We start from the raw sequence: 18,889 nt of genomic DNA, 5'->3' as shown, positions 1-18,889 counted from the left end.
TCCCTCGTGTGCCTACTTTCGGACGATCGTGCGGGGAGCCCGCCGGCCTTCGGTCCTCGGCGGTGGGCCGGGCCGAGCGCCGAGCGCGCGCCCGGCGCCGCCGCCGGGGCCCTCAGGGCTCGAACGTGGCGACAAAGACGTCGGCGCCCGCTGCATGGGGGATCGGGCCGGACCCGAAGTCCACCGCTCCTTCGGCGGCGCCGGTGACGGCGATCATGCCTATCGGGGAGATGGCGATGTCCTTCGCGCTCGCGTCGAAGTCGCTCGTCCAGAGCACGTTCCCGCTCGCGTCCAGCCTGGAGAGCCCGTTCCCGGCGACGAAGATGCCGCCGGCGGGATCCAGGGCGATGGTGTCGCCGAAGGGGATCGAGCGGCTGAAGACGTGCTCGCCCGCGGCGTCCAGCGTGATGAGCACCGGCCCCGCGGGGAGCACGCCGCCGCCGAAGTCGACGGTCCCGTCCGTGTGGCCCGTCACGAGGATCTCGTCCGCGGCGTTCACCGCCATCGCCCAGGCCGACGCGCCGACGCCCCCCTCGGGGGGCGTCGACGGAGCGGGACCGAACTGGCGGCTCCAGAGCACGGCGCCGGCCGGGGTGAGCTTCTGGACGGTGAACTGATGCACGCAGGGGCAGGACGGGACAGCGGAGATGGCCGAGTGCGTGGTGATCATGTCGCCGGCGCTGTCGATCGCGAGGAGGACGCTGTCGCGCTGGTGCTGGTAGTCCGGGTGGCCCGGCACCGCCGTCGCGAGCGGCTGGGTCCAGAGGATGCTTCCTGTCGCGGCGTCCAGCTTCACCAGGGAAGGAGTCGACGCGTAATTTCTCATGACGGTGAACGTCACATAGGCGTTGCCGAGGGCGTCGACGGCGAGATCCTTGAAGGGTTGGAGCGTGTGCGCGCCTGGCGAGACCGATGGCTGGCTCCAGATGTGGTTTCCGTCGCGGTCGAGCTTGGCGACGAGGACCGATTCGCCGTTGTCGGGGGAGAGGAGCTCGCAGGCGCCGAAGCTCGTGCCCGTCATGGAGTTGGTGAAGTGGGTGCCGGCCAGCAAGACGTTTCCGCTCCCATCGACGGCGACGGCGCGGCCGGTCTGGTCAAGGACGTTGCCGAAGCGCTTGCTCCAGAGCAACGCGCCCGCGGGATCGAGCTTGAGGAGGAAGATGTCCTGCCCGCCGGCGCTGGTCAGGGGGCCGGCGCCGAAGTCGATGGTACCTTCGAACGAGCCGATCACGTAGTAGTTGCCGGCGGCGTCGCTCGCGATGGAAGAGCCCTCGTCGGCGCCGGTGCCGCCGTATCCCCGCGACCACGGCGGCTGCGGAGGACAATGGGGCTCGCCGTCGCAGCTCTCGTCCTCCGGCGTCACGCAGGCCTCCACGGTGGGCGTCACCTCGCCGACGCAGGGACCATACCCAGCGCCGTCGGGGAGACACGTCTGCGTCCCGGGAGCGCAGCGCCCGACGCCCCGCGTCCCGACGGGGCCCGTGTAACACGCGACGACCGAGCCGGGCGCGCAGATCGCAGGCGGATCCCCGCCGGCTGAGCCGCCGCCGGCGCCGCCCGCTCCGGTCGACCCTGCTCCGCCGCTGCCGTCGTCGTCGTCGCCGTCGCCGTCGCCGGTCGTCGGCGGGTTGAAGGTGGCGACGTAGGCGTCGGTGTACCCTCCGCCAAAGGCGATCGGGCCGCTCCAGAAGTCCACCGCGCCCCGCGCGCGGCCGGTGGCGGCGACCGTGCCGTTCGGGGACAAGGCGATATCCTGCACATCGGCGTCGAAGTGGATCGACCAGAGCTCCGTCCCGCTCGCGTCGAGCTTCGCCAGGCCGCGTCCGGCGACGATCACGTCGCCTGCAGGATCGAGCACCATCCTGTGACCGAAGCGGATCGGGCGGCTGAAGATGTACTCGCCTGCGGCGTCCAGCTTGACGAGGACGAAACCGACGGGGAGGACCCCGCCGCCGAAATCGATGGTGCCATCCGTTCCGCCGGCGAGGAGGATCTCGTCCTCCGCGTTGATCGCCACCGCGCGCGGCGACCCGCGGCCATCCGACTCGAGCGAGCCGGATAGAAACGTTCGCTGCCAGAGCACATCGCCCGTCGGCGCGAACTTGGTGACGAGGAACGAGCGCGGATCGGCGTAGAGCGTCGAGCTCTCGGTCCCCACCACCACCACCGCGTCGCCGGCGCTGTCGAGCGCGAGGCTGGCGCCATAGCTGGGCGATCCGGGTAGCCCCTGCGTCCAGAGGAGGGCCTTGCTCGCGGCGTCCAGCTTCGCGAGCATGACTTGCTGACTCACGACATAGATGATGTGGATGTTGCCATGAGCATCGATGGAGATCTGCTCGACGGACGATACGCTCTCCAGCGTATAGTTGCCCTCGCTCCAGATGTGGTTGCCGTCGGGGTCGAACTGGGCCACGAAGTAAGCTCGATCGTGAGCGGGGATGGGGCATCCGCCCAGGTCGAGGCCCGTGCCAGAGGGCGAGTATGTGTACACTCCGGTGAGGAAGACGTTGCCGCTCTCGTCGACGGTCACGGCGCCTCCGCGGTCGCCGCGCTCGTTCCCGAAGCGCTTGCTCCAGAGGACCGAGCCCGAGGGATCGAGCTTGAGGAAGAAGATGTCGGACTCTCCGGCGCTGGTCAGAGGGCCGGCGCCGAAGTCGACGGTTCCCCTGAACGAGCCCGAAACATAGTAGTTGCCGGAGGTGTCGCTCGCGATGGAAAAGCCCTCTTCATCCCCGGCGCCGCCGAACCCCCGCGCCCACGGCGGCAGCTGAGCGCAGCGGGGCTCGCCGTCGCAGCTCTCGTCCTCGGGCGTGGCGCAGCGCTCCTGAGCGGGCGTCACGTCGCCTGAGCAAGGGCCGTAGCCGAAGCCGTCGGGACGGCATGTCTGCGTCCCGGGGGCGCAGCGCCCGACACCGCTGGTCCCGGCAGGACCGGTGTAGCAGGCGACGACCGACCCCGGCACGCACGTGCCCTGCGGGTCGCCGCTCCCTGTCGAACTGCCGCCGTCGCCGCCGGTGCCTGTCGCGCCGCCGGTGCCGCCGGTGCCGCCGGTGCCGGTCGCGCCGCCGGTGCCGCCGGTGCCTGTCGCGCCGCCGGTGCCGCCGGTGCCGCCGGTGCCGCCAGTGCCGGTCGCGCCGCCGTCGCCGCTCGACGATCCTCCCGTGCCTGCGGTGATGCTGCCGCTGCTCTCCCCTGGAGAGCCGCCGCTGCCGCCTGCGCCTGCTGCACCTCCGCTGCCGCCGCCGGGCGCGATGGGCTCGCACGCGGTGAGGCTGGCAAGGGACGTGATGACCAGGAGGATAGGGGCGCAGAGGCGGCCCCTGGGGCTCGAACCACGACGTTCAGAGTATTCGGTCATGCCGCCTTCGTTGCCCGGCAGGACCGCCGCATTCACCCCTTGTTCGCGCAAAGGCAGCGGCAGCCCTCGCGCCGCTCCCGCGGACGGGACCCCATGAGGCGGCGCCCCGGGGGCGTCGACCCGCGAGTTGCATCGGCGAACGCGACGGCCGAACGAGGGATGAGCACCCGGCTTTCCCGGGCGAGCGGCGCCCGAGGGTATTTGAATCAGTCAGGCACTCCGCCTCGGTCGCGCTCTTTCGAGCTTGCCTTGATCTCCGAGATCCTCGCGTGCTCCTGCTCGAGCGCCGAATGCCGCGTCGGCCAGGCTGGTTGCACGATGCGGCCGCGGTGCCTAGGCTCGCGTCAAACGACGAGCGACCCGCGAGAGGAGCGGCGAGCCCACCGAGCTCGCCCGCAGGATCGCGGCAGCGTTCCAAGGAGGCGATCGTCCATGTGCGGCATTGCTGGATGGGTGGATCACGCGCGCGATCTGACGCGGGAGCGCGATGTCCTGCAGAAGATGACGAGCACGATGAAGAACCGCGGGCCCGATGACGAAGGCACCTGGCTCGCCCCGCGCGCGGCCCTCGGGCACCGCCGCCTCTCCATCATCGATCTCGAGGGGGGCCGACAGCCGATGATCGCCGAGGAGGACGGCGCGCCGGTCGCCGTCCTCATCTACACCGGCGAGGTCTACAACTTCCGCGAGCTGCGCGGCGAGCTCCGGGCCCGCGGCCACCAGTTCAGGACGCAGAGCGACACAGAGGTCGTCCTCCGCGCCTATCTGGAGTGGGGCGCGGGCTTCCCCCGGCGCCTCAACGGCATGTACGCGTTCGCCCTCTGGGACGTCCGCCAGGAGGAGCTCCTGCTCGTCCGGGACCGGATGGGCATCAAGCCGCTGTTCTACCAGCCGACCGGCACAGGGGTGCTCTTCGGCTCGGAGCCCAAGGCCATCCTCGCGAACCCGCTCGCCCCGCCCGAGGTCGACGCGAGCGGCCTGCGCGAGCTCCTCGCCTTCACCAAGACGCCGGGGAACGCCGTGTTCCGCGGCATGCGCGAGGTCCGCCCGGGCCACGTCGTGCACGTGCGGAGGGAGGGAGTCGCCGAGCGGCGCTACTGGGCGCTGGAGTCCCGGCCGCACACCGACGACCTCCCGACGACGATCCGCGCCGTGCGCGAGCTGCTCGAGGACATCGTCGCTCGCCAGCTCATCTCCGATGTTCCGCTGTGCACGCTCCTGTCCGGAGGGCTGGACTCCAGCGCCGTGACCGCGCTCGCGCAAAGGGCGCTGCGCGCCGAGGGCGCGGGGCCGGTGCGCTCCTTCTCCGTCGATTTCACCGGCCAGACCGAGAACTTCAAGGCGGACGAGCTGCGGAGCACGCCGGACGCGCCGTACGTCGCCGAGGTCCAGCGGCACGTCGCGTCCGACCACTCGGATATCGTGCTCTCCGCCGCCCAGCTCGCCGATCCGGCCGTGCGCGCGGCCGTGCTGCGCGCGCGGGATCTCCCGCTGAGCTTCGGGGACATGGATGCCTCGCTGTACCTGCTCTTCCGCGCCATCCGCGAGCGCTCCACCGTCGCGCTCTCCGGCGAGTCGGCCGACGAGATCTTCGGCGGGTATCTCTGGTTCCACGACCCCGAGGCGGTGGCGGCCGAGACGTTTCCGTGGAGCGCCATGCGCACGAGGATGAGGGGCTCGAGCGCCGCCTCGACGCTGCTCGCCCCCGCGCTCCTCGGCCAGCTCGACCTCGAGGCCTACATCGATGGCCGCTACAGGGACGCCCTCGCCGAGGTCCCGCGCCTGCCGGGCGAGGCCGGCAAGGAGCGGCGCATGCGCGAGATCAGCTACCTGCACCTGACGCGCTTCCTGCAGTTGCTGCTCGACCGCAAGGATCGCATGAGCATGGCGACCGGGCTCGAGGTCCGGGTCCCGTTCTGCGATCACCGGCTCGTGGAGTACGTGTTCAACGTGCCCTGGGCGATGAAGACCTTCGACGGGCGCGAGAAGAGCCTGCTGCGCGCCGCGGCCGACGACCTCCTGCCGCGCTCGGTGCTCGAGCGGCGCAAGAGCCCGTACCCCGCGACGCAGGATCCCGCGTACGCGCAGGCGCTCCGCGGCCAGCTCGCCAGGCTGCTCGCGCAGAGGGACGCGCCGGTGCTGCCGCTGCTCGACGTGGCCCGCGCCCGCGCCATCGCGGCGGATCCCGATGGACCGGACGACGAGGTCTCCCGGTCCAGCATCGAGCAGGCGCTCCTGCTGAACGACTGGCTCGCTCGCTACGAGGTCAGGCTGGCGCTCTGAGCCGCCGCGCCGGGCTCCTCCCTGCGCCGCCGGGCCGAACACCGGTTCGCGCCGGCGGGGCGGGGGATCGGCCTCCTGGGACGGGCCCGGCGCTCACGCTCACTGCTGGGGCGGGATCGCGCTCGGTTCCATGTAGGCCACCTCCCAGTGGTGACCGTCGATGTCGTAGAAGCTCCACACGTACATGAAGCCGTGATCCGTGGGCTCCTGCGCGCGCGTCCCGCCGGCCGCGAGCGCGGTGTTCACGATCTGGTCGACCTCCGCCCGGCTCTCGGCCGACAGCGCGAAGATACCCTCGGTGGACGTGCTCGTGTCGCAGATCTGCTTTTTGGTGAAGTCCTTGAAGCGCTCCTCGACGAGGAGCATCACATACGCCTCCTCGCTGAGGATCATGCAGGTCGCCTTCTCGTCGGTGAAGTGCGGGTTGAACGAGAAGCCGAGCTTGGTGAAGAACTCGACGGATCGCTTCAGGTCCTTGATGGGGAGATTGACGAAGAGCTTGCGGGAACGGTTCGCGGTCATGTGCGCCTCCAGGTTGGGGTGGATTCGAACGTACTGACGCCCGCCGGGCGTGGGACTCATCGGTCGCGTCGAAAAAAATCGAACCGCCTCGGTGGCCGCCGCGCCGCCGCGCCGCCGCGCCGCCGCGCCGCCGCGCCGCCGCGCCGCCGCGCCGGTCAGCCGCCCTGCGGCTCCGGCGCGCCGCCCTGCGGCTCCGGCGGGAGCTCCGGGGGCAGGCCGAACCGCGGGAAGAGCGCCTCCGTGTCGAGGAAGGAGTTCAGCGCCGCGATGCGGGTGCCCGAGAGCTCGAGCACGATGAGCGCCCAGGGCCGGTGGGGCCCCCCGGGCTCGCCGGGGGGCCGGTACTGCCCGAACGCAGGCGAGCCGCACGCCGCCGTCGGCACCAGGCGCGACCCGCGACAGCCCGCGCCCGGCCCCAGCATCCAGCCGCGGATCGGCTCGTGGCCGCGCAGCCACAGCGCGTACGGCGGCATCGACAGCGTCGCCTCCTCGTGGAGCAGCGCCGTCAGCGCCGTCACGTCGTACCGCTCGAACGCGTCGACGTAGCGGTCGACCAGCACGGCCTGCGCGTCGGACAGCGGCGCGCGCACGTCCGTCAGATCGCGCGTCGCCAGCGTCGCCCGGGCGCGCTGCAGCGCGCTGTTGACCGAGGCGACCGAGGTGTCCAGGGTCTCGGCGACCTCGGCGGCGGGCCAGCCGAGGACCTCCATCAGCAGCAGGACCGCGCGCTGCCGCGGCGGAAGGTGCTGGAGCGCGGCCACGAAAGCGAGGCGGATGCTCTGGCGCAGGGCGACGAGCTCGGCGGGATCGGCGTCGGCGGGCACGGCCCGCACGTCGGGGATCGGCTCGACCCACCGGTACGAGGGCAGGGTGGTGAGCGGCCCCTCGAGCGCGTTGGGCGGGCCGAGCTCCATCGGGCGCGCGCGGCGGCTGCGCTCGTTCAGGGCGTCGAGGCACACGTGCGTGGCGATGCGGTACAGCCAGGTGCGCAGGGCCGCGCGCCCCTCGAACTGGTCCAGGTTGCGCCAGGCGCGCACCATCGTCTCCTGGACCGCGTCGTCGGCCTCCGCGGCCGACCCGAGCATGCGGTAGCAATGGCCGGTCAGCGCGGCGCGGTGCTCCTCGAGGAGGCGGGCGGTGGCGTGGGCGACGTCGGCGCCAGCGGCATGCTTCTTCGGGGGCGAGAAGTCAGCCATCGAGGCCGTGTGTAACAGGTCCGCCACGCGTGGAAAAGGGCAGGATCTGCGGCATCGGGGCGCAGCTCACCATTCCCGGATCGGCCCCGGTGTTGCCATGCTGCGGCGAATTCGCCACCACGTCGGGCAACGCCGAGCGCTGACCAGGGCGGCGCCTTGACGGAGGGAGTAGGGCGGGTCCGCCGTCCCATCCCTACCGGGCCGGGGGCCCGCGCCGCCCGCCGCTCATGCCGCGCAGATCCGCGGCCGGCGCCGGTCCCACGGCGCGGCCTGCTCGAGCTGGCCCGCGAGCCGCAGCAGGGTCGCGTCGTCCGCGTACCGGCCCGCGAACTGCACGCCCACCGGCAGGCCGTCGGCGCTCACGTGGAGCGGCACCGACATCGCCGGGCCACCCGTCACGTTGAACAGGGGCGTGAACGCCGCGAAGGCGAAGATCTGGTCGAGCCAGGCCTCGGCGCCCACGCTCGGGTCGTTCGCGTTGAGCGTGCCCGGCGGGATCGGGAGCGTCGTCAGCGTCGGCGTGAGCAGGGCGTCGAACTGCGTGAAGAACTGCCCCACCTGCCGCGAGATCTGGTCGCGCGCCACGAGCACGTCGTGCAGATCCACCGCGCTCATCCGACGGCCGGCCTCGGCCATGTTCAGCGTCGTCGCCTCGACCATGTCGCGCCCCGGCGCGAGCCCGAGCACCGGGCAGACGCGATCGAACAGGTGCGCCTGGTACGACAGCAGCATGCGGAAGGCGATGCGGACCCGCTCCCAGTCGATCTCCGGCCGCGCCAGCACGACCTCGTGCCCCAGCTGCTCGCACAGCGCCGCGGCCCGGCGCACCGCCTGCTTGCACTCGTCGTGCACCGCCGCCCCGCTCCAGGTCGCGTCGGTGAACGCGATCCGCAGCCGCCCCGGCGGCGTGCGCGCCTCCTCCAGGAACGACCGCGCGGGCGGCGGCGCGAAGTACGGCGTGCCCGGGTCGGGCCCGGCGATCGCGTCGAGCAGCGCCGCGCTGTCGCGCACCGAGCGCGTCAGCGCGTGATCGGTGGCGAAGCCCAGCAGGACCTCGCCCTCGACCGGCCCGGTCGGGATGCGGCCGCGGGTGGGCTTCAGCCCGAAGAGGCCGCAGCACGAGGACGGGATGCGGATCGACCCGGCGACGTCGTTGCCGTGGGCCATGGGCACCATCCGCGCCGCCACCGCCGCGGCGGCGCCGCCGCTCGAGCCGCCGGGCGTGCGATCGAGCCGCCACGGGTTGCGCGTCGGCCCGTGCACGGCCGGCTCCGTGACCACGTTCATGCCGAGCTCCGGGGTGTTCGTCTTGCCCAGCGACACGAGCCCCGCGCGCCGGAAGCGCGTCATGAGCTCGTCGTCCGCGGGCGAGACGAGGCCCTGGAAGAGGCGAGAGCCCATGCCGGTCGGCGTGCCCGCGACGAGGATGCCGAGGTCCTTCACGAGGTACGGCACCCCGGTGAACGGCCCCTCCGGCAGCCCCGCGCGGAGCGACCGCTCCGCGTCCTCGCGCAGCGAGCCGATCACCGCGTTGAGCGCAGGGTTGACCTGCTCGATCGCGGCCGAGGCCACGTCCAGGAGCTCGGAAGGGGTGACCTCGCGCCGGCGGACCAGCTCAGCGAGGCCCAGGGCGTCGAAGGCGGTGTACTCGGAGATCTTCATGGTGCAGGTCCCTTATACGAGCCCGTCGCTCGCCGCGGGGTGAAGAAAGAAGCCATGCATCGCGCGTCCTTCCCCCGGGTGGACGCGAGGCGCTCGCGGCGATTGGTCGAGCCGAAGCAAGGTCATTCTCATGGAGCGACGTTACCGCGATGCGGGCGCGATCGCGAGCGTGCCAGACGCGGGCTCCGGCGGGTAATGGCGCGTCGTTGGTCGTTCGTGGGCCGCGCGCGCGGCGAGCGCCTTCGATGGACGGTGAGCTGTGATAGGGTCGCCGCCGTTGGGCCACTGTACGGAGGAACTTCCATGAGCACGATTGAGCGACATACCCCGGGCACCGTGTCGTGGGTCGATCTGATGACCCCCGATCTCGAGGGGGCGCTGAAGTTCTATGGCAGCATCTTCGGGTGGACATTCGAGGTCGGCCCGCCGGAGCTGCATCACTACACGACGTGCAACCTGGGCGGGCGCCGCGCGGCCGGCATGAGCAGGCGGCCCGAGGGCGTCGGAGTCCCCCCTGTATGGAACGTCTACTTCGACGGTGAGGACGCCGCGCAGCTCGCCGAGAGCGTCCGCGCGAACGGCGGGCAGGTCGTGATGGGTCCGATGGACGTGATGGACTTCGGCCGCATGCTCGTCGCGTCCGATCCGACGGGCGCGGTCTTCGGCGTCTGGGAGCCGAAGAACCACACCGGCGCGCAGGTCATCCACGAGCCCGGCTCGATGGTGTGGCACGAGGTCAACACCCGCGATCACAGGAAGGCGGCGGACTTCTACTGTCGCGTCTTCGGCCTCGAGGCGCGCAAGCTCGACGCGCCCGGGATCGACTACGTGACCCTCCACAAGGGCCAGAAGACAGCGGGCGGCGTGCTTCAGATGAACGAGCAATGGCCGGCCGACGTCCCGCCGCACTGGATGGCGTACTTCGCCGTCGCCGACGTCGACGCCTCGATCGCGCAGGTCGAGGCGCTCGGCGGCAAGATGCACGTCCCGCCGTTCAACACGCTCTACGGCCGGCAGTCGGTCGTCACCGATCCGTGGGGCGCCGCGTTCACCCTCATCGCGCCGAGCCAGCTCGCGGTCCAGTCATCCGGCTGAAGGCGCTCCCCGCGCCGCGGGGCGCGCGCAGCCGCTAGCCCGGAGCGGGCTTCTTGCGGCGGCGGCCTTCCGGCCGCTTCGGGGCCTGCGGCGCGGCAGGCTCGCCGTCTGGCAGCTTGCCGCTCCCCTGCTCGACCAGCTTCTGCTCGTACCAGGGTCGCGTCGAGTGCGCGCGGAGAACGTAGGCGAGCGCGAGGGCGCCAAAGAGCGGCAAGGCGATGTAGGCGGCCGAATGGACCGTCACGTCGGGGCCGACCGTGCTGGCCGACCGCCACGACGGGACATAGCGCGCCTTGATCCGCTCCAGCCCGCGGAGCCGGACGAAGTCGCCGTGGGACACCTCGTCCGAGAGGGCGGCGCCGTCGGCGGCGCGCATCGAGACCTCGTAGTGGGTGTTCTCGTCGTCTTCCTCGTTCTCGCGCAGCTGCGTCACGCTCACGGTGACCGTCTCCCCGAGCCAGCGGCGCGCGTGGAAGGGCGCGAACACGGCGTTGAACGCGAGCGCCGCCGCGGCGATCGCGACGGCCCACCGCAGGTGGAACGCCGCCCTGCGCGCGAAGCGCTGCCCGAGCGGCTCGGACGAGAGGAGCATGGGCCGCCCGTACGAGGGGGGCACGAGCAGGTATCCCTGCGCCCTCCCGCGGTATCCCTGGGTCGGCGCCTCGGGATCCGGCGCGCGCCGGAGCTCGCCGACCGCGAAGACCTGCTCGCCGGGCACGAGCTCGGCGACGCGGACGCGCTTCGTGCGATCGACGAGGATCATGCCGTCCAGCGCGTCGACGAGCATCACGTCCTCGTCCGGCTCCACCCGGACGCGAGCGCCGGAGGCGTGGCGGAGATAGAAGGGGTGGACCCGGACGTTGCGGTTGGTCTCGCTCCATTCGTGGCTCCAGACCCCGGAGCTCTCGGCCTCGGTCCCCTCCTGCTCGACCTCGACGCGCACGGCCACGTCCGCCCCTTGCTCCCGCTCGACGGTGCCCATGACGACGGCCTCGCCGGGCGCGAGCTCGACGTCGGGCCTGAACGAGGCCTCGGCCTGCGCGGCCGCGCGGCGCTCGCGGAGCGACCGCCGGAGCGCGATGAAGGCGAGGGCGAGCAGGCCGGCCGTCGCGACGACGTCCACCAGGAGCGACGACTGCCAGGCGTCGAGGTGGTAGCGGCTCACGAGCAGCCAGATCCGGTGTTCCATGGCCCGCCATGAGAGCGCAAACCGGGGCGCCCGTGCGAAAAACCCGGCGCCGCCGCGGCGTCGCCTCCTCGCCGACACGCGGACCGGCGCGGGGGCGATCGCCGGATGGAAGCGCGGCGCTGCCGCTGCGGCGATCGACCAGGAGCTCTTGCCCGCCGGCGCGTCCCGCGCGTACGTACACCCGATCGCGACGAGCTCCCGGAGGAACGATGTCCGCGCCGCCGTCTCCCCCGTCTTCCCCGTCTCCCCCGTCTCCCCCGTCTCCCCCGTCTCCCCCGTCTCCCCCGTCTGCATTCCGCGTCCACGAGCCCGCCGCGCCCGGGCCGGTCGTCGTCGAGGTCCCGCACGCGGGCCTGCTCGTGGACGATGTCTCGGCGCGCTTCACCCGCGTGCCGGAGCGCGCCCTCGCGGCCGACGCGGACGTCGCGGCCGACGCGCTCTTCGGCGACGTCGCGCTCGAGGGCGCCGCGCTCGTGGTCGCGACGCTGAGCCGCTACGTCATCGACCTCAACACCGCCCCGCGCGTGCCCACGCCGTACGAGGACAAGCTCCCCTACGGGCTGAGGGAGGTGCGGCGGCGCTCGGTGAGCGGCGAGCAGTGGTTCGAGAGCCCGCCGCCCCGCGCGGAGGTCGAGCGCCGCGTCCGCGACGTGTTCGAGCCGTACCACGCGGAGGTGGCCGCGCGCCTCGCGGCCGCGCGCGCGCGCCACGGCGTCGCGATCCTCGTCTCCGCGCACGCGTACCCCGACGTCCTCTTTCCGGGCGCGGCCGACGTCGTGCTCGGGACGCGGGGCGGCGCCAGCGCGGCCGGCTGGGCGCGCGACGCGGTCGCCGAGGCAGCGCGCGCGCACGGCCTGTGTTTGGCGCTCGACGAACCGTTCCCGGGCGGCCACGCCCTCGAGCGGCACGCGCGCCGCGACGAGGGGATCCACGCGCTCCAGATCGAGATCGCCCGCCGCCTCTACTGCGACGCGCGCACCCACGCGCCGCGCGCTGATGACGTCGCTCGCCTCCGCGCCTTCACCCGCGCCGTCGCCTCCGGGCTCGCGTCCGCCGCCGCGCGGTGAACCGTGGCGCAACCGCGGCGCAACCGCGGCCCGCGCGCCCGCCCCGCCCCGCGCAACCGCGGCGCGCGCCCGCCCCGCCCCGCCCCGCGCAACCGCGGCGCGCGCGCCCTCGGACGTCGCCGTCCACGGCGCCATGTTTCAGGTGTGCGTTTCTCCCACGCCGTCCCCCTCCGTCATGACGATGTGTCGGTGAGCATCCGATCGTTGACGCCGCGTCGCGGACCACGGAAATTCCGCCCTTAACGCCCATGCCAGGGATGGGGAGGCTTTCATGCGTCTCGACGGTTTCTCGCTTACTTGCTCGGCGCTCGCCGGCGTCACGTTCATCGGTTTCCGGGGCACCGAGCACGTCTCGCAGCCATACGAGTTCGAGCTCTTCTTCTCGGTCCCCGCGAACACTGACGCGCGCAAGGCGGTGGGCGAGCGGGCGACCGTCCGGGCGAACCGGGGCGAGGGGAAGGACCCGCTCGTCCTGCACGGCGTGATCGCGAGCGTCCGCCTCCTGCACCAGAACGCGGAGCGGGCGCTGTACCAGGCGCTGCTCGTGCCGAAGCTCTGGCTCCTGCGCCATTTCTGGCGCAGCCACGTCTTCACGAACCAGCCCGTCAAGGAGTTCCTCTCGGCGACGCTCACGAGCGGCGGGCTCGCGGCCAGCGAGTTCCGCTTCTCGATCGACGAGGGCGACTACCCGACCGAGGAGTTCGTCGCGCAGTACCGCGAGACGCACCTCGCGTTCTTCCACCGGTGGCTCGAGCGCGAGGGCCTCTACTACTACTTCGAGCACCCGGACGACGGGCCCGGCGAGGTGCTCGTCATCGTGGACGACCGCGGGCTGCACGACGAATTCCCGGGCGGCGGCGCGGTGCGCTACGTCCCGCTCTTCGGCGAGGACGTGACCGCGCCGCCGGGCCTGCACCACATCGAGCAGGACGTGCAGTGGCTCCCGAAGAGCGTCACCATCGCCGACTACAACTACTCGAACCCGTCGGCGTCGGTGAAGGGCGAGAGCAGCATCACCGCGAAGGGGCTCGGCACCATCCGCGAGTACGGCTACCGCGTCTTCATGCAGAGCGACGCCGAGCGCCTCGCGCAGGTGCGCGCGCAGTCGATCGGCTGCCGCGAGGTCACCCTCCGCGGCAGCGGCGACGTGCTCGGGCCGCGGGCCGGCTACAGGTTCTCGCTGGACGACCAGCCGGCCGACGTCGTCGACGACTGGCTCGCGCTCGAGGTGCACCACGCCGCGTCGGTCGCCGGGATCACGCCCGAGGTCGCGCGGCTGACGGGGCTGTCGGACAAGAACATCTACCGGATGAAGCTGCTCGCGATCCCGGCCGCCGTGCAGTTCCGCGCGCCGCAGGCGACGCCGTGGCCGCGCATCTACGGGTTCGAGAACGCGATCGTCTGCGGCCCCGCCGACAGCCAGTACGCGCAGATCGACGGCGACGGCCGCTACCTCGTGCGCTTCGAGTTCGACACGAGCGGGCTGCCCGACGCGCGCATCTCGACGCGGGTGCGCATGATGCAGCCCCACGGCGGGACGACCGAGGGCTTCCACTTCCCGCTGCGCAAGGGCACCGAGGTGATGATCGCCTTCCTCGGCGGCGACCCCGACCGGCCCTTCATCGCCGGCGTCGTGCCGAACGCGCACCGGCCGAGCGTCGTCGGCGAGCGCAACCTCAGCCAGAACATCATCCGGACGGGGAGCGGCAACCAGCTCGTGCTCGAGGACGAGGCGGGCAAGGAGTTCATCTTCCTCCACACGCCGAACAACCGCACCGGCATCTACATGGGCACCCCGAGCGGCGGCCACTCGTCGGTCTACACGGGCGACGGGGACTCGCAGGTCGGCTCGTTCCTGTCCCCCGAGAACGCCGACCCGGCGATCGCGGGCAGCAGCCTCGTCAGCGTCGAGTTCAGCTACCTCGAGACGACGGCGGCGAACGGCGGCTCCTGGATCGGCGGCGACTCCTGGGAGAACGTCGGCGGGAACAAGTCCAGCATGGTGGTGGGGAACCTCTGGGCGGGCGTCGGGGGGACCTACACGCTCCAGGTCACCGCCGCGGCGACGGAGACGTACTACGCGACGCGCACCACCACGATCAAGACGGGCCGCGTGGACACGGTCGAAGCCGGAGGGATGAAGCAGACGATCGCCGACGGGCTGAAGCAGACGATCACCGGCGGGAGCGACCAGAAGATCACCGGCGAGACGAAGCAAGACGTCCACGGCGTGTACACGCAGACGATCGAGCCGGAGGGCTCGTCGACGGTGACCGGGCCGTGGAAGCACAAGGTCACGGCCGAGAACTTCGACGACTACAAGAGCTGGAAGACGGAGGTCGCCACCACCTGGAACGGCCACTTCGCCGGGAACGTCGACCTGAAGAGCGACACGAGCTTCGTGATCAAGGCGCCCAAGGCGAAGATCACGGCCACCGACCTGAAGTGGGAGGTGCTCGGGATGACGTTCGACCTCACGCCGAACAAGCACGAGCTCTACATCTACAAGGGGGCGAGCGGCGTCCTGAAGACGGACCACGCCGTCATCTACCAGGCGGCGTACGGGCTGAAGCTCGACTTCGCGCTCGTGAAGGTCGAGAACGCGGGGGCCAAGAAGTACACCTACGGGGCCGTGATGAAGCAGACCGGCGCCTACCTCAAGCAGCAGGCCATCGGCGCGATCATCGGGGCGGTCCTCGCCCACCAGATCGCCATCACGAAGCTGTGAGCGCGGATGCGAGTCGTTAAACCCCTCAAGGTCCCGGCGCTCACGCGCGTCGTCGAGATCGCGCGCCGGCTCAGGTTCCACGTGGGCGCCATGGTCGCGTTCCCCCTCGACGCGCCGCGCGCACTCCTCGACGAGATGACGTTCTGGCAGGCCGCGACGGCGGAGCTCGGCGGCATCACGCTCGACGACAGCATCGCGAAGGCGCGCGGCGAGCTGCTCGTGGCGGGCCGGTGCCATGCCCCGGAGGGCCGCCGCGTCGCCGCGTCGTTCGTCCGCGCGCGGCTCGGCTCCATCGACAAGCGCCTGGCCGTGCTCGGCGACCGGTACTGGACCGGCCGCGGCTTCACCGAGCCCGAGCCGTTCTCGGACATGCCCATCGACTGGGCGCGCGCGCTCGGCGGGCCCAGGGATCCGTCGAACCCCTACGGCAAGGGGCTCGAGGAGATCGAGCGCGGCGGGCAGCGCGTCCGGCCCCTCCCGAACGTGGAGCACTACGGCGCGCTGATCCGCTCGCCGGGCGACCGGCCGGGCCCGGCGTCCTTCCTCCCGATGGATGTGACGTTCGCGCAGCGCCGCGCCCGCGCCGGGACGTACGGCGCGGACTACGCCGAGAAGTGGGCGCCCGGCCTGCCGCCGGACCTCGACCCGCTGTTCTTCAACGTCGCGCCGAGCGACCAGTGGAGCGCCGAGCCTTTCCGGGGCGACGAGGCGTTCCTCGTGGAGAACATGCACGCGTCGCGGCCGCGCATCGAGGGCGCGCTCCCCGGCCTCTGCGCGCGCGTGTTCGTCACCCGCCGCGACGCGGCCGGCGACGCGTTCGCGGAGATCCCGGTCCGCTGCGACACGGTGTGGCTCTTCCCCTCGGCCAACCTCGGCGTCGTGATCTTCCACGGCGCGACGCCGGTGGCCGACGACGACGCGGCGGAGATCGTCGACCTCGTCGTCGCGTGCGAGGAGATCGGCCGCCCGCGGCCGATCGAGCACTACCGCGAGGCGCTCGCCCGGCGGCTCGACAAGGACAGGGGCGCGATCGCGGGCCTCAGCGACAGCGACCTCATGCCCTCGCGCGAGTCGGGCGTCGCGGCGAACGTCGCCGGGCTCGACCTCATGCAGTGGATCAAGAGCGAGAACCTGGCCGCGCAGAACCAGCGGCGCGGCGCGGAGCGGGACCGGGAGCGCCGCCGCGAGGAGCTCCTGGCGGACGGCATCGACCCGGCGCGCTTCGGCCTCGACGAGCCGCTGCCGCAGCCGGAGCCGCCGCCGCCCGTCGACGATCTCGACGCGCTGGTCGTGTACCTGGACGCCACGTCCCGCAAGCTGGAGGAGGAGGAAGCCAGGGTCGCGCGCATGAAGGAGGAGGCCGAGGCGCGCGCGAAGGCGAAGGCCGCGGAGCTGGAGGTGTCCGAGGAGGCGCTCCGGCGCGGCGAGTCCGACGAGGAGGCCCAGGGCGGCCCGCCGGCGTTCTCGGCCCGAGCGCAGCTCCAGCAGTACGCCGAGCTGGCCGAGGCGGGGCGCCGCGGCGGCGTGCCCAACCTGGAGCTCGAGGCGATGCTCGCCGATCCGGCGTTCCACGAGCAGCTGGTCCGCCTGGAGCAGACGGTGCGCGACGGCTACCGCGGCGCGGCGCACCTGACGCCCCCCGCCCGGCCGATGACCTCCGAGGCCGCCCAGATGGCGCGCGTCGTCGTCGAGGCGGCGCGCGAGGCGGGCGAGCCGCTCGACGAGCGCGACCTCACCGGCGCCGACTTCCGCGGGCTCGACCTGCGGGGGATGAGCTTCAAGCGCGCGTTCCTCGAGGGGGCCGACCTGCGCGGCTGCGACCTCTCCGGCGCGTCGCTCGAGGGCGCGGTGCTCGCGAAGGCCGACCTCACCGGGGCGAACCTGACGGGCGCGCGCCTCCGGGGCGCGAACCTGGGCAAGGCGAGCCTCGAGGGCGCCGTGCTCGAGCAAGCCGACCTGACCGAGGCGATCCTGATGGGCGCGCGGCTCGCCGGGGCGCGGCTCGGGCGCGCGCGGCTCGAGCGCGCCGACATGCTGCAGGTGAGCTGGGACGGCGTGGACCTCTCCGGCGCTGAGCTCGTGACCTGCACGTTCCTCCAGTCGAGCCTCGTCGGGGCGAACCTCTCCGGCGCGAACCTCGAGCGGACGATGCTGCTCGAGTGCGCGCTCGAGGGCGCGGACTTCTCGGGCGCGCGGCTGGACAAGGCGACGCTCATGAGCTGTACGGGGGCGCGGGTCCGCTTCGCGGGGGCGCGCTTCTCCGAGGGGGTCGCCATGCACAAGAGCGGCCTGCCCGAGGCCGACTTCCGCGACGCCGTGCTCGACAAGACGTGCTTCCGGACGACGGACCTGCGCGGCGCGCGCTTCGATCGCGCGCAGATGACGATGACCGATCTCTCCGAGGCGGACGCGACGGGCGCGATCTTCGACCGCGCCGTCATGAAGGGCGCGCTCCTGATCCGAGCGAACCTCGACCGCGCCTCGCTGCGCGGGTGCAACCTGACCGAGGCGCTCCTCTCGAAGTCGCGCATGGCCGGCGCCGATTTCACGGGCGCGCAGCTCTGCCGCGCCGATTTCAGCCGCGCGCGCGGGGACAGCCGGACGACGTTCGCCGAGGCGGCGGTCGAGTTCACCCGGTTCGACAGGCAGGGGGCTCCTGCCGTGGGAGGCGCGACATGAACCGCGACGAGCTGCTCGACAAGGTGCGCCACGGCGAGCCGATCCAGGCCGAGGACCTCTCCGGGCTCGACCTGACGGGCGCGGACCTCTCGGGCGCGGTGTTCGATCGCGTCCGCCTGCCGCGCGCGCTGCGGGGCGCGCTCATCAAGGAGTCGTCGTTCTCGGAGTGCGACCTGTCGGGCGCGGACATCACCGGCGCCGACCTGCACCTGACGACCTTCTTCCAGTGCCGCCTCGACGGGGCCGCGCTGTCGGGCTCGAAGCTCGTCGGCGTTGGCTTCGTCGAGTCGACGTTCGAGGGCGCCTCGCTCTCGGGCGTGGAGGCGCCGGTCGCGACCTGGACGAAGTGCTCGCTCGAGCGCGCCTCGTTCGAGGGGGCGAACCTCGACCGGACGAACCTCATCGAGGTCACGTTAGGCGGCGCGAATCTGTCGCGCGCGAACCTCGAGAAGGCGACGATGTACAAGCTCGACCTGCGCACCGCGCAGCTCGACGGCGCGAACCTGACGCTCACGACGCTGCTCGAGTCCGACCTCGGCGCGCGGGCGTTCCAGGGGATCAGGCTCTTCCGCACGCAGTTCATGCGCGGCAGCGTCGCGGGCTCGAGCTTCGCGGGCTGCGACGCGACGCAGTGCAACTTCACCGGGGTCGACGTGTCGGGCTGCGATTTCTCGGACGCGGTCCTGACGCAGGCGCTCTTCGGCGAGGCGAAGGCGGCGAAGGCGCGGTTCACGCGGGCGCGGCTCCAGAACGCCATCTTCGAGAAGGCGGTGCTCGCCGAGGCCGACCTCTCCGGCGCGGAGCTCGTCGAGGCGTACGCCGCGTTCGCCTCGTGCCCCGGCGCGCGCTTCGTCGGCGCGAAGCTCACGTACGCGGACTTCTCGCACTGCGACCTCTCCGGCGCGGATTTCACGCACGCGTCGATGTTCCGCACGAAGCTGCACCGCGCCCGCCGCGACGGCGCGCGGATGCCGAGCGGGGCGGGCTGGCTCGGCGACGACGAGAAGCTCGCCGCGCTCGAGGACTGGAAGCCGCGGCGCGGCGGCGAGCGCGACGCACAGCGCCAGTGAGCCGTTGATCATGATGAAGAACCCCCTGAAACTGGCCTGG

Annotated in this window: 11 protein-coding genes; 6 read left to right on the top strand and 5 right to left on the bottom strand. The window is 72.3% G+C overall.

Annotation, left to right across the window (positions count from 1 at the left end):
• Positions 1-112: 112 nt before the first annotated feature.
• The gene (locus WME85_RS30990) at positions 113-3,358 is read right to left on the bottom strand and encodes an outer membrane protein assembly factor BamB family protein (RefSeq protein ID WP_437826514.1); all 3,246 of its coding nucleotides are present in this window, start codon (positions 3,356-3,358) and stop codon (positions 113-115) included.
• A gap of 432 nt (positions 3,359-3,790) precedes the next feature.
• Here WME85_RS30990 and asnB point away from each other — a divergent pair, with 432 nt between their 5' ends.
• On the top strand, positions 3,791-5,641 hold the full coding sequence (asnB, locus tag WME85_RS30985) for an asparagine synthase (glutamine-hydrolyzing) (RefSeq protein WP_437826512.1): 1,851 nt from the start codon (positions 3,791-3,793) through the stop codon (positions 5,639-5,641).
• A gap of 99 nt (positions 5,642-5,740) precedes the next feature.
• On the opposite strand, the gene WME85_RS30980 is transcribed toward asnB, so the two are convergent.
• The 3 genes from WME85_RS30980 to WME85_RS30970 form a co-directional block, all read right to left on the bottom strand.
• On the bottom strand, positions 5,741-6,163 hold the full coding sequence (locus WME85_RS30980) for a VOC family protein (protein ID WP_437826510.1): 423 nt from the start codon (positions 6,161-6,163) through the stop codon (positions 5,741-5,743).
• A gap of 155 nt (positions 6,164-6,318) precedes the next feature.
• On the bottom strand, positions 6,319-7,359 hold the full coding sequence (locus tag WME85_RS30975) for a sigma-70 family RNA polymerase sigma factor (RefSeq protein WP_437826508.1): 1,041 nt from the start codon (positions 7,357-7,359) through the stop codon (positions 6,319-6,321).
• A 225-nt stretch (positions 7,360-7,584) separates the two neighbouring features.
• The gene (locus tag WME85_RS30970) at positions 7,585-9,021 is read right to left on the bottom strand and encodes an amidase (RefSeq protein ID WP_437826506.1); all 1,437 of its coding nucleotides are present in this window, start codon (positions 9,019-9,021) and stop codon (positions 7,585-7,587) included.
• A 303-nt stretch (positions 9,022-9,324) separates the two neighbouring features.
• Between WME85_RS30970 and WME85_RS30965 the strand changes: the two genes are divergently transcribed.
• On the top strand, positions 9,325-10,116 hold the full coding sequence (locus WME85_RS30965) for a VOC family protein (protein WP_437826505.1): 792 nt from the start codon (positions 9,325-9,327) through the stop codon (positions 10,114-10,116).
• A gap of 34 nt (positions 10,117-10,150) precedes the next feature.
• Here the strand turns inward: WME85_RS30965 and WME85_RS30960 are convergent, their stop codons facing one another.
• A complete protein-coding gene (locus WME85_RS30960; protein WP_437826504.1) occupies positions 10,151-11,305 on the bottom strand; it encodes a hypothetical protein in 1,155 nt (384 codons plus the stop codon).
• Between the two features lie 209 nt (positions 11,306-11,514).
• On the opposite strand from WME85_RS30960, the gene WME85_RS30955 reads away from it, so the two are divergent.
• The 4 genes from WME85_RS30955 (at position 11,515) to WME85_RS30940 (ending at position 18,849) form a co-directional block, all read left to right on the top strand.
• Complete coding sequence (locus WME85_RS30955) at positions 11,515-12,372, top strand: N-formylglutamate amidohydrolase (RefSeq protein ID WP_437826503.1); 858 nt, start codon at positions 11,515-11,517, stop codon at positions 12,370-12,372.
• 271 nt (positions 12,373-12,643) lie between these two features.
• A complete protein-coding gene (locus WME85_RS30950) occupies positions 12,644-15,100 on the top strand; it encodes a type VI secretion system Vgr family protein (RefSeq protein ID WP_437826501.1) in 2,457 nt (818 codons plus the stop codon).
• 6 nt (positions 15,101-15,106) lie between these two features.
• Positions 15,107-17,779 carry a DUF2169 family type VI secretion system accessory protein gene (locus tag WME85_RS30945; protein WP_437826499.1) on the top strand — a complete coding sequence of 891 codons (2,673 nt, stop codon included), beginning with the start codon at positions 15,107-15,109 and terminating at the stop codon, positions 17,777-17,779.
• Positions 17,776-18,849 (top strand): pentapeptide repeat-containing protein, encoded by a 1,074-nt coding sequence (locus tag WME85_RS30940; protein WP_437826497.1) that lies wholly within the window; start codon positions 17,776-17,778, stop codon positions 18,847-18,849. The genes WME85_RS30945 and WME85_RS30940 overlap by 4 nt, the downstream gene beginning before the upstream one ends.
• Positions 18,850-18,889: the final 40 nt, after the last annotated feature.

Source organism: Sorangium sp. So ce1153 (genome assembly GCF_051521595.1).
GTDB lineage: Bacteria > Myxococcota_A > Polyangia > Polyangiales > Polyangiaceae > Sorangium.
The sequence above is the reverse complement of the archived record's forward strand: the minus strand, read 5'-3'. Positions and strand labels throughout refer to the sequence as shown.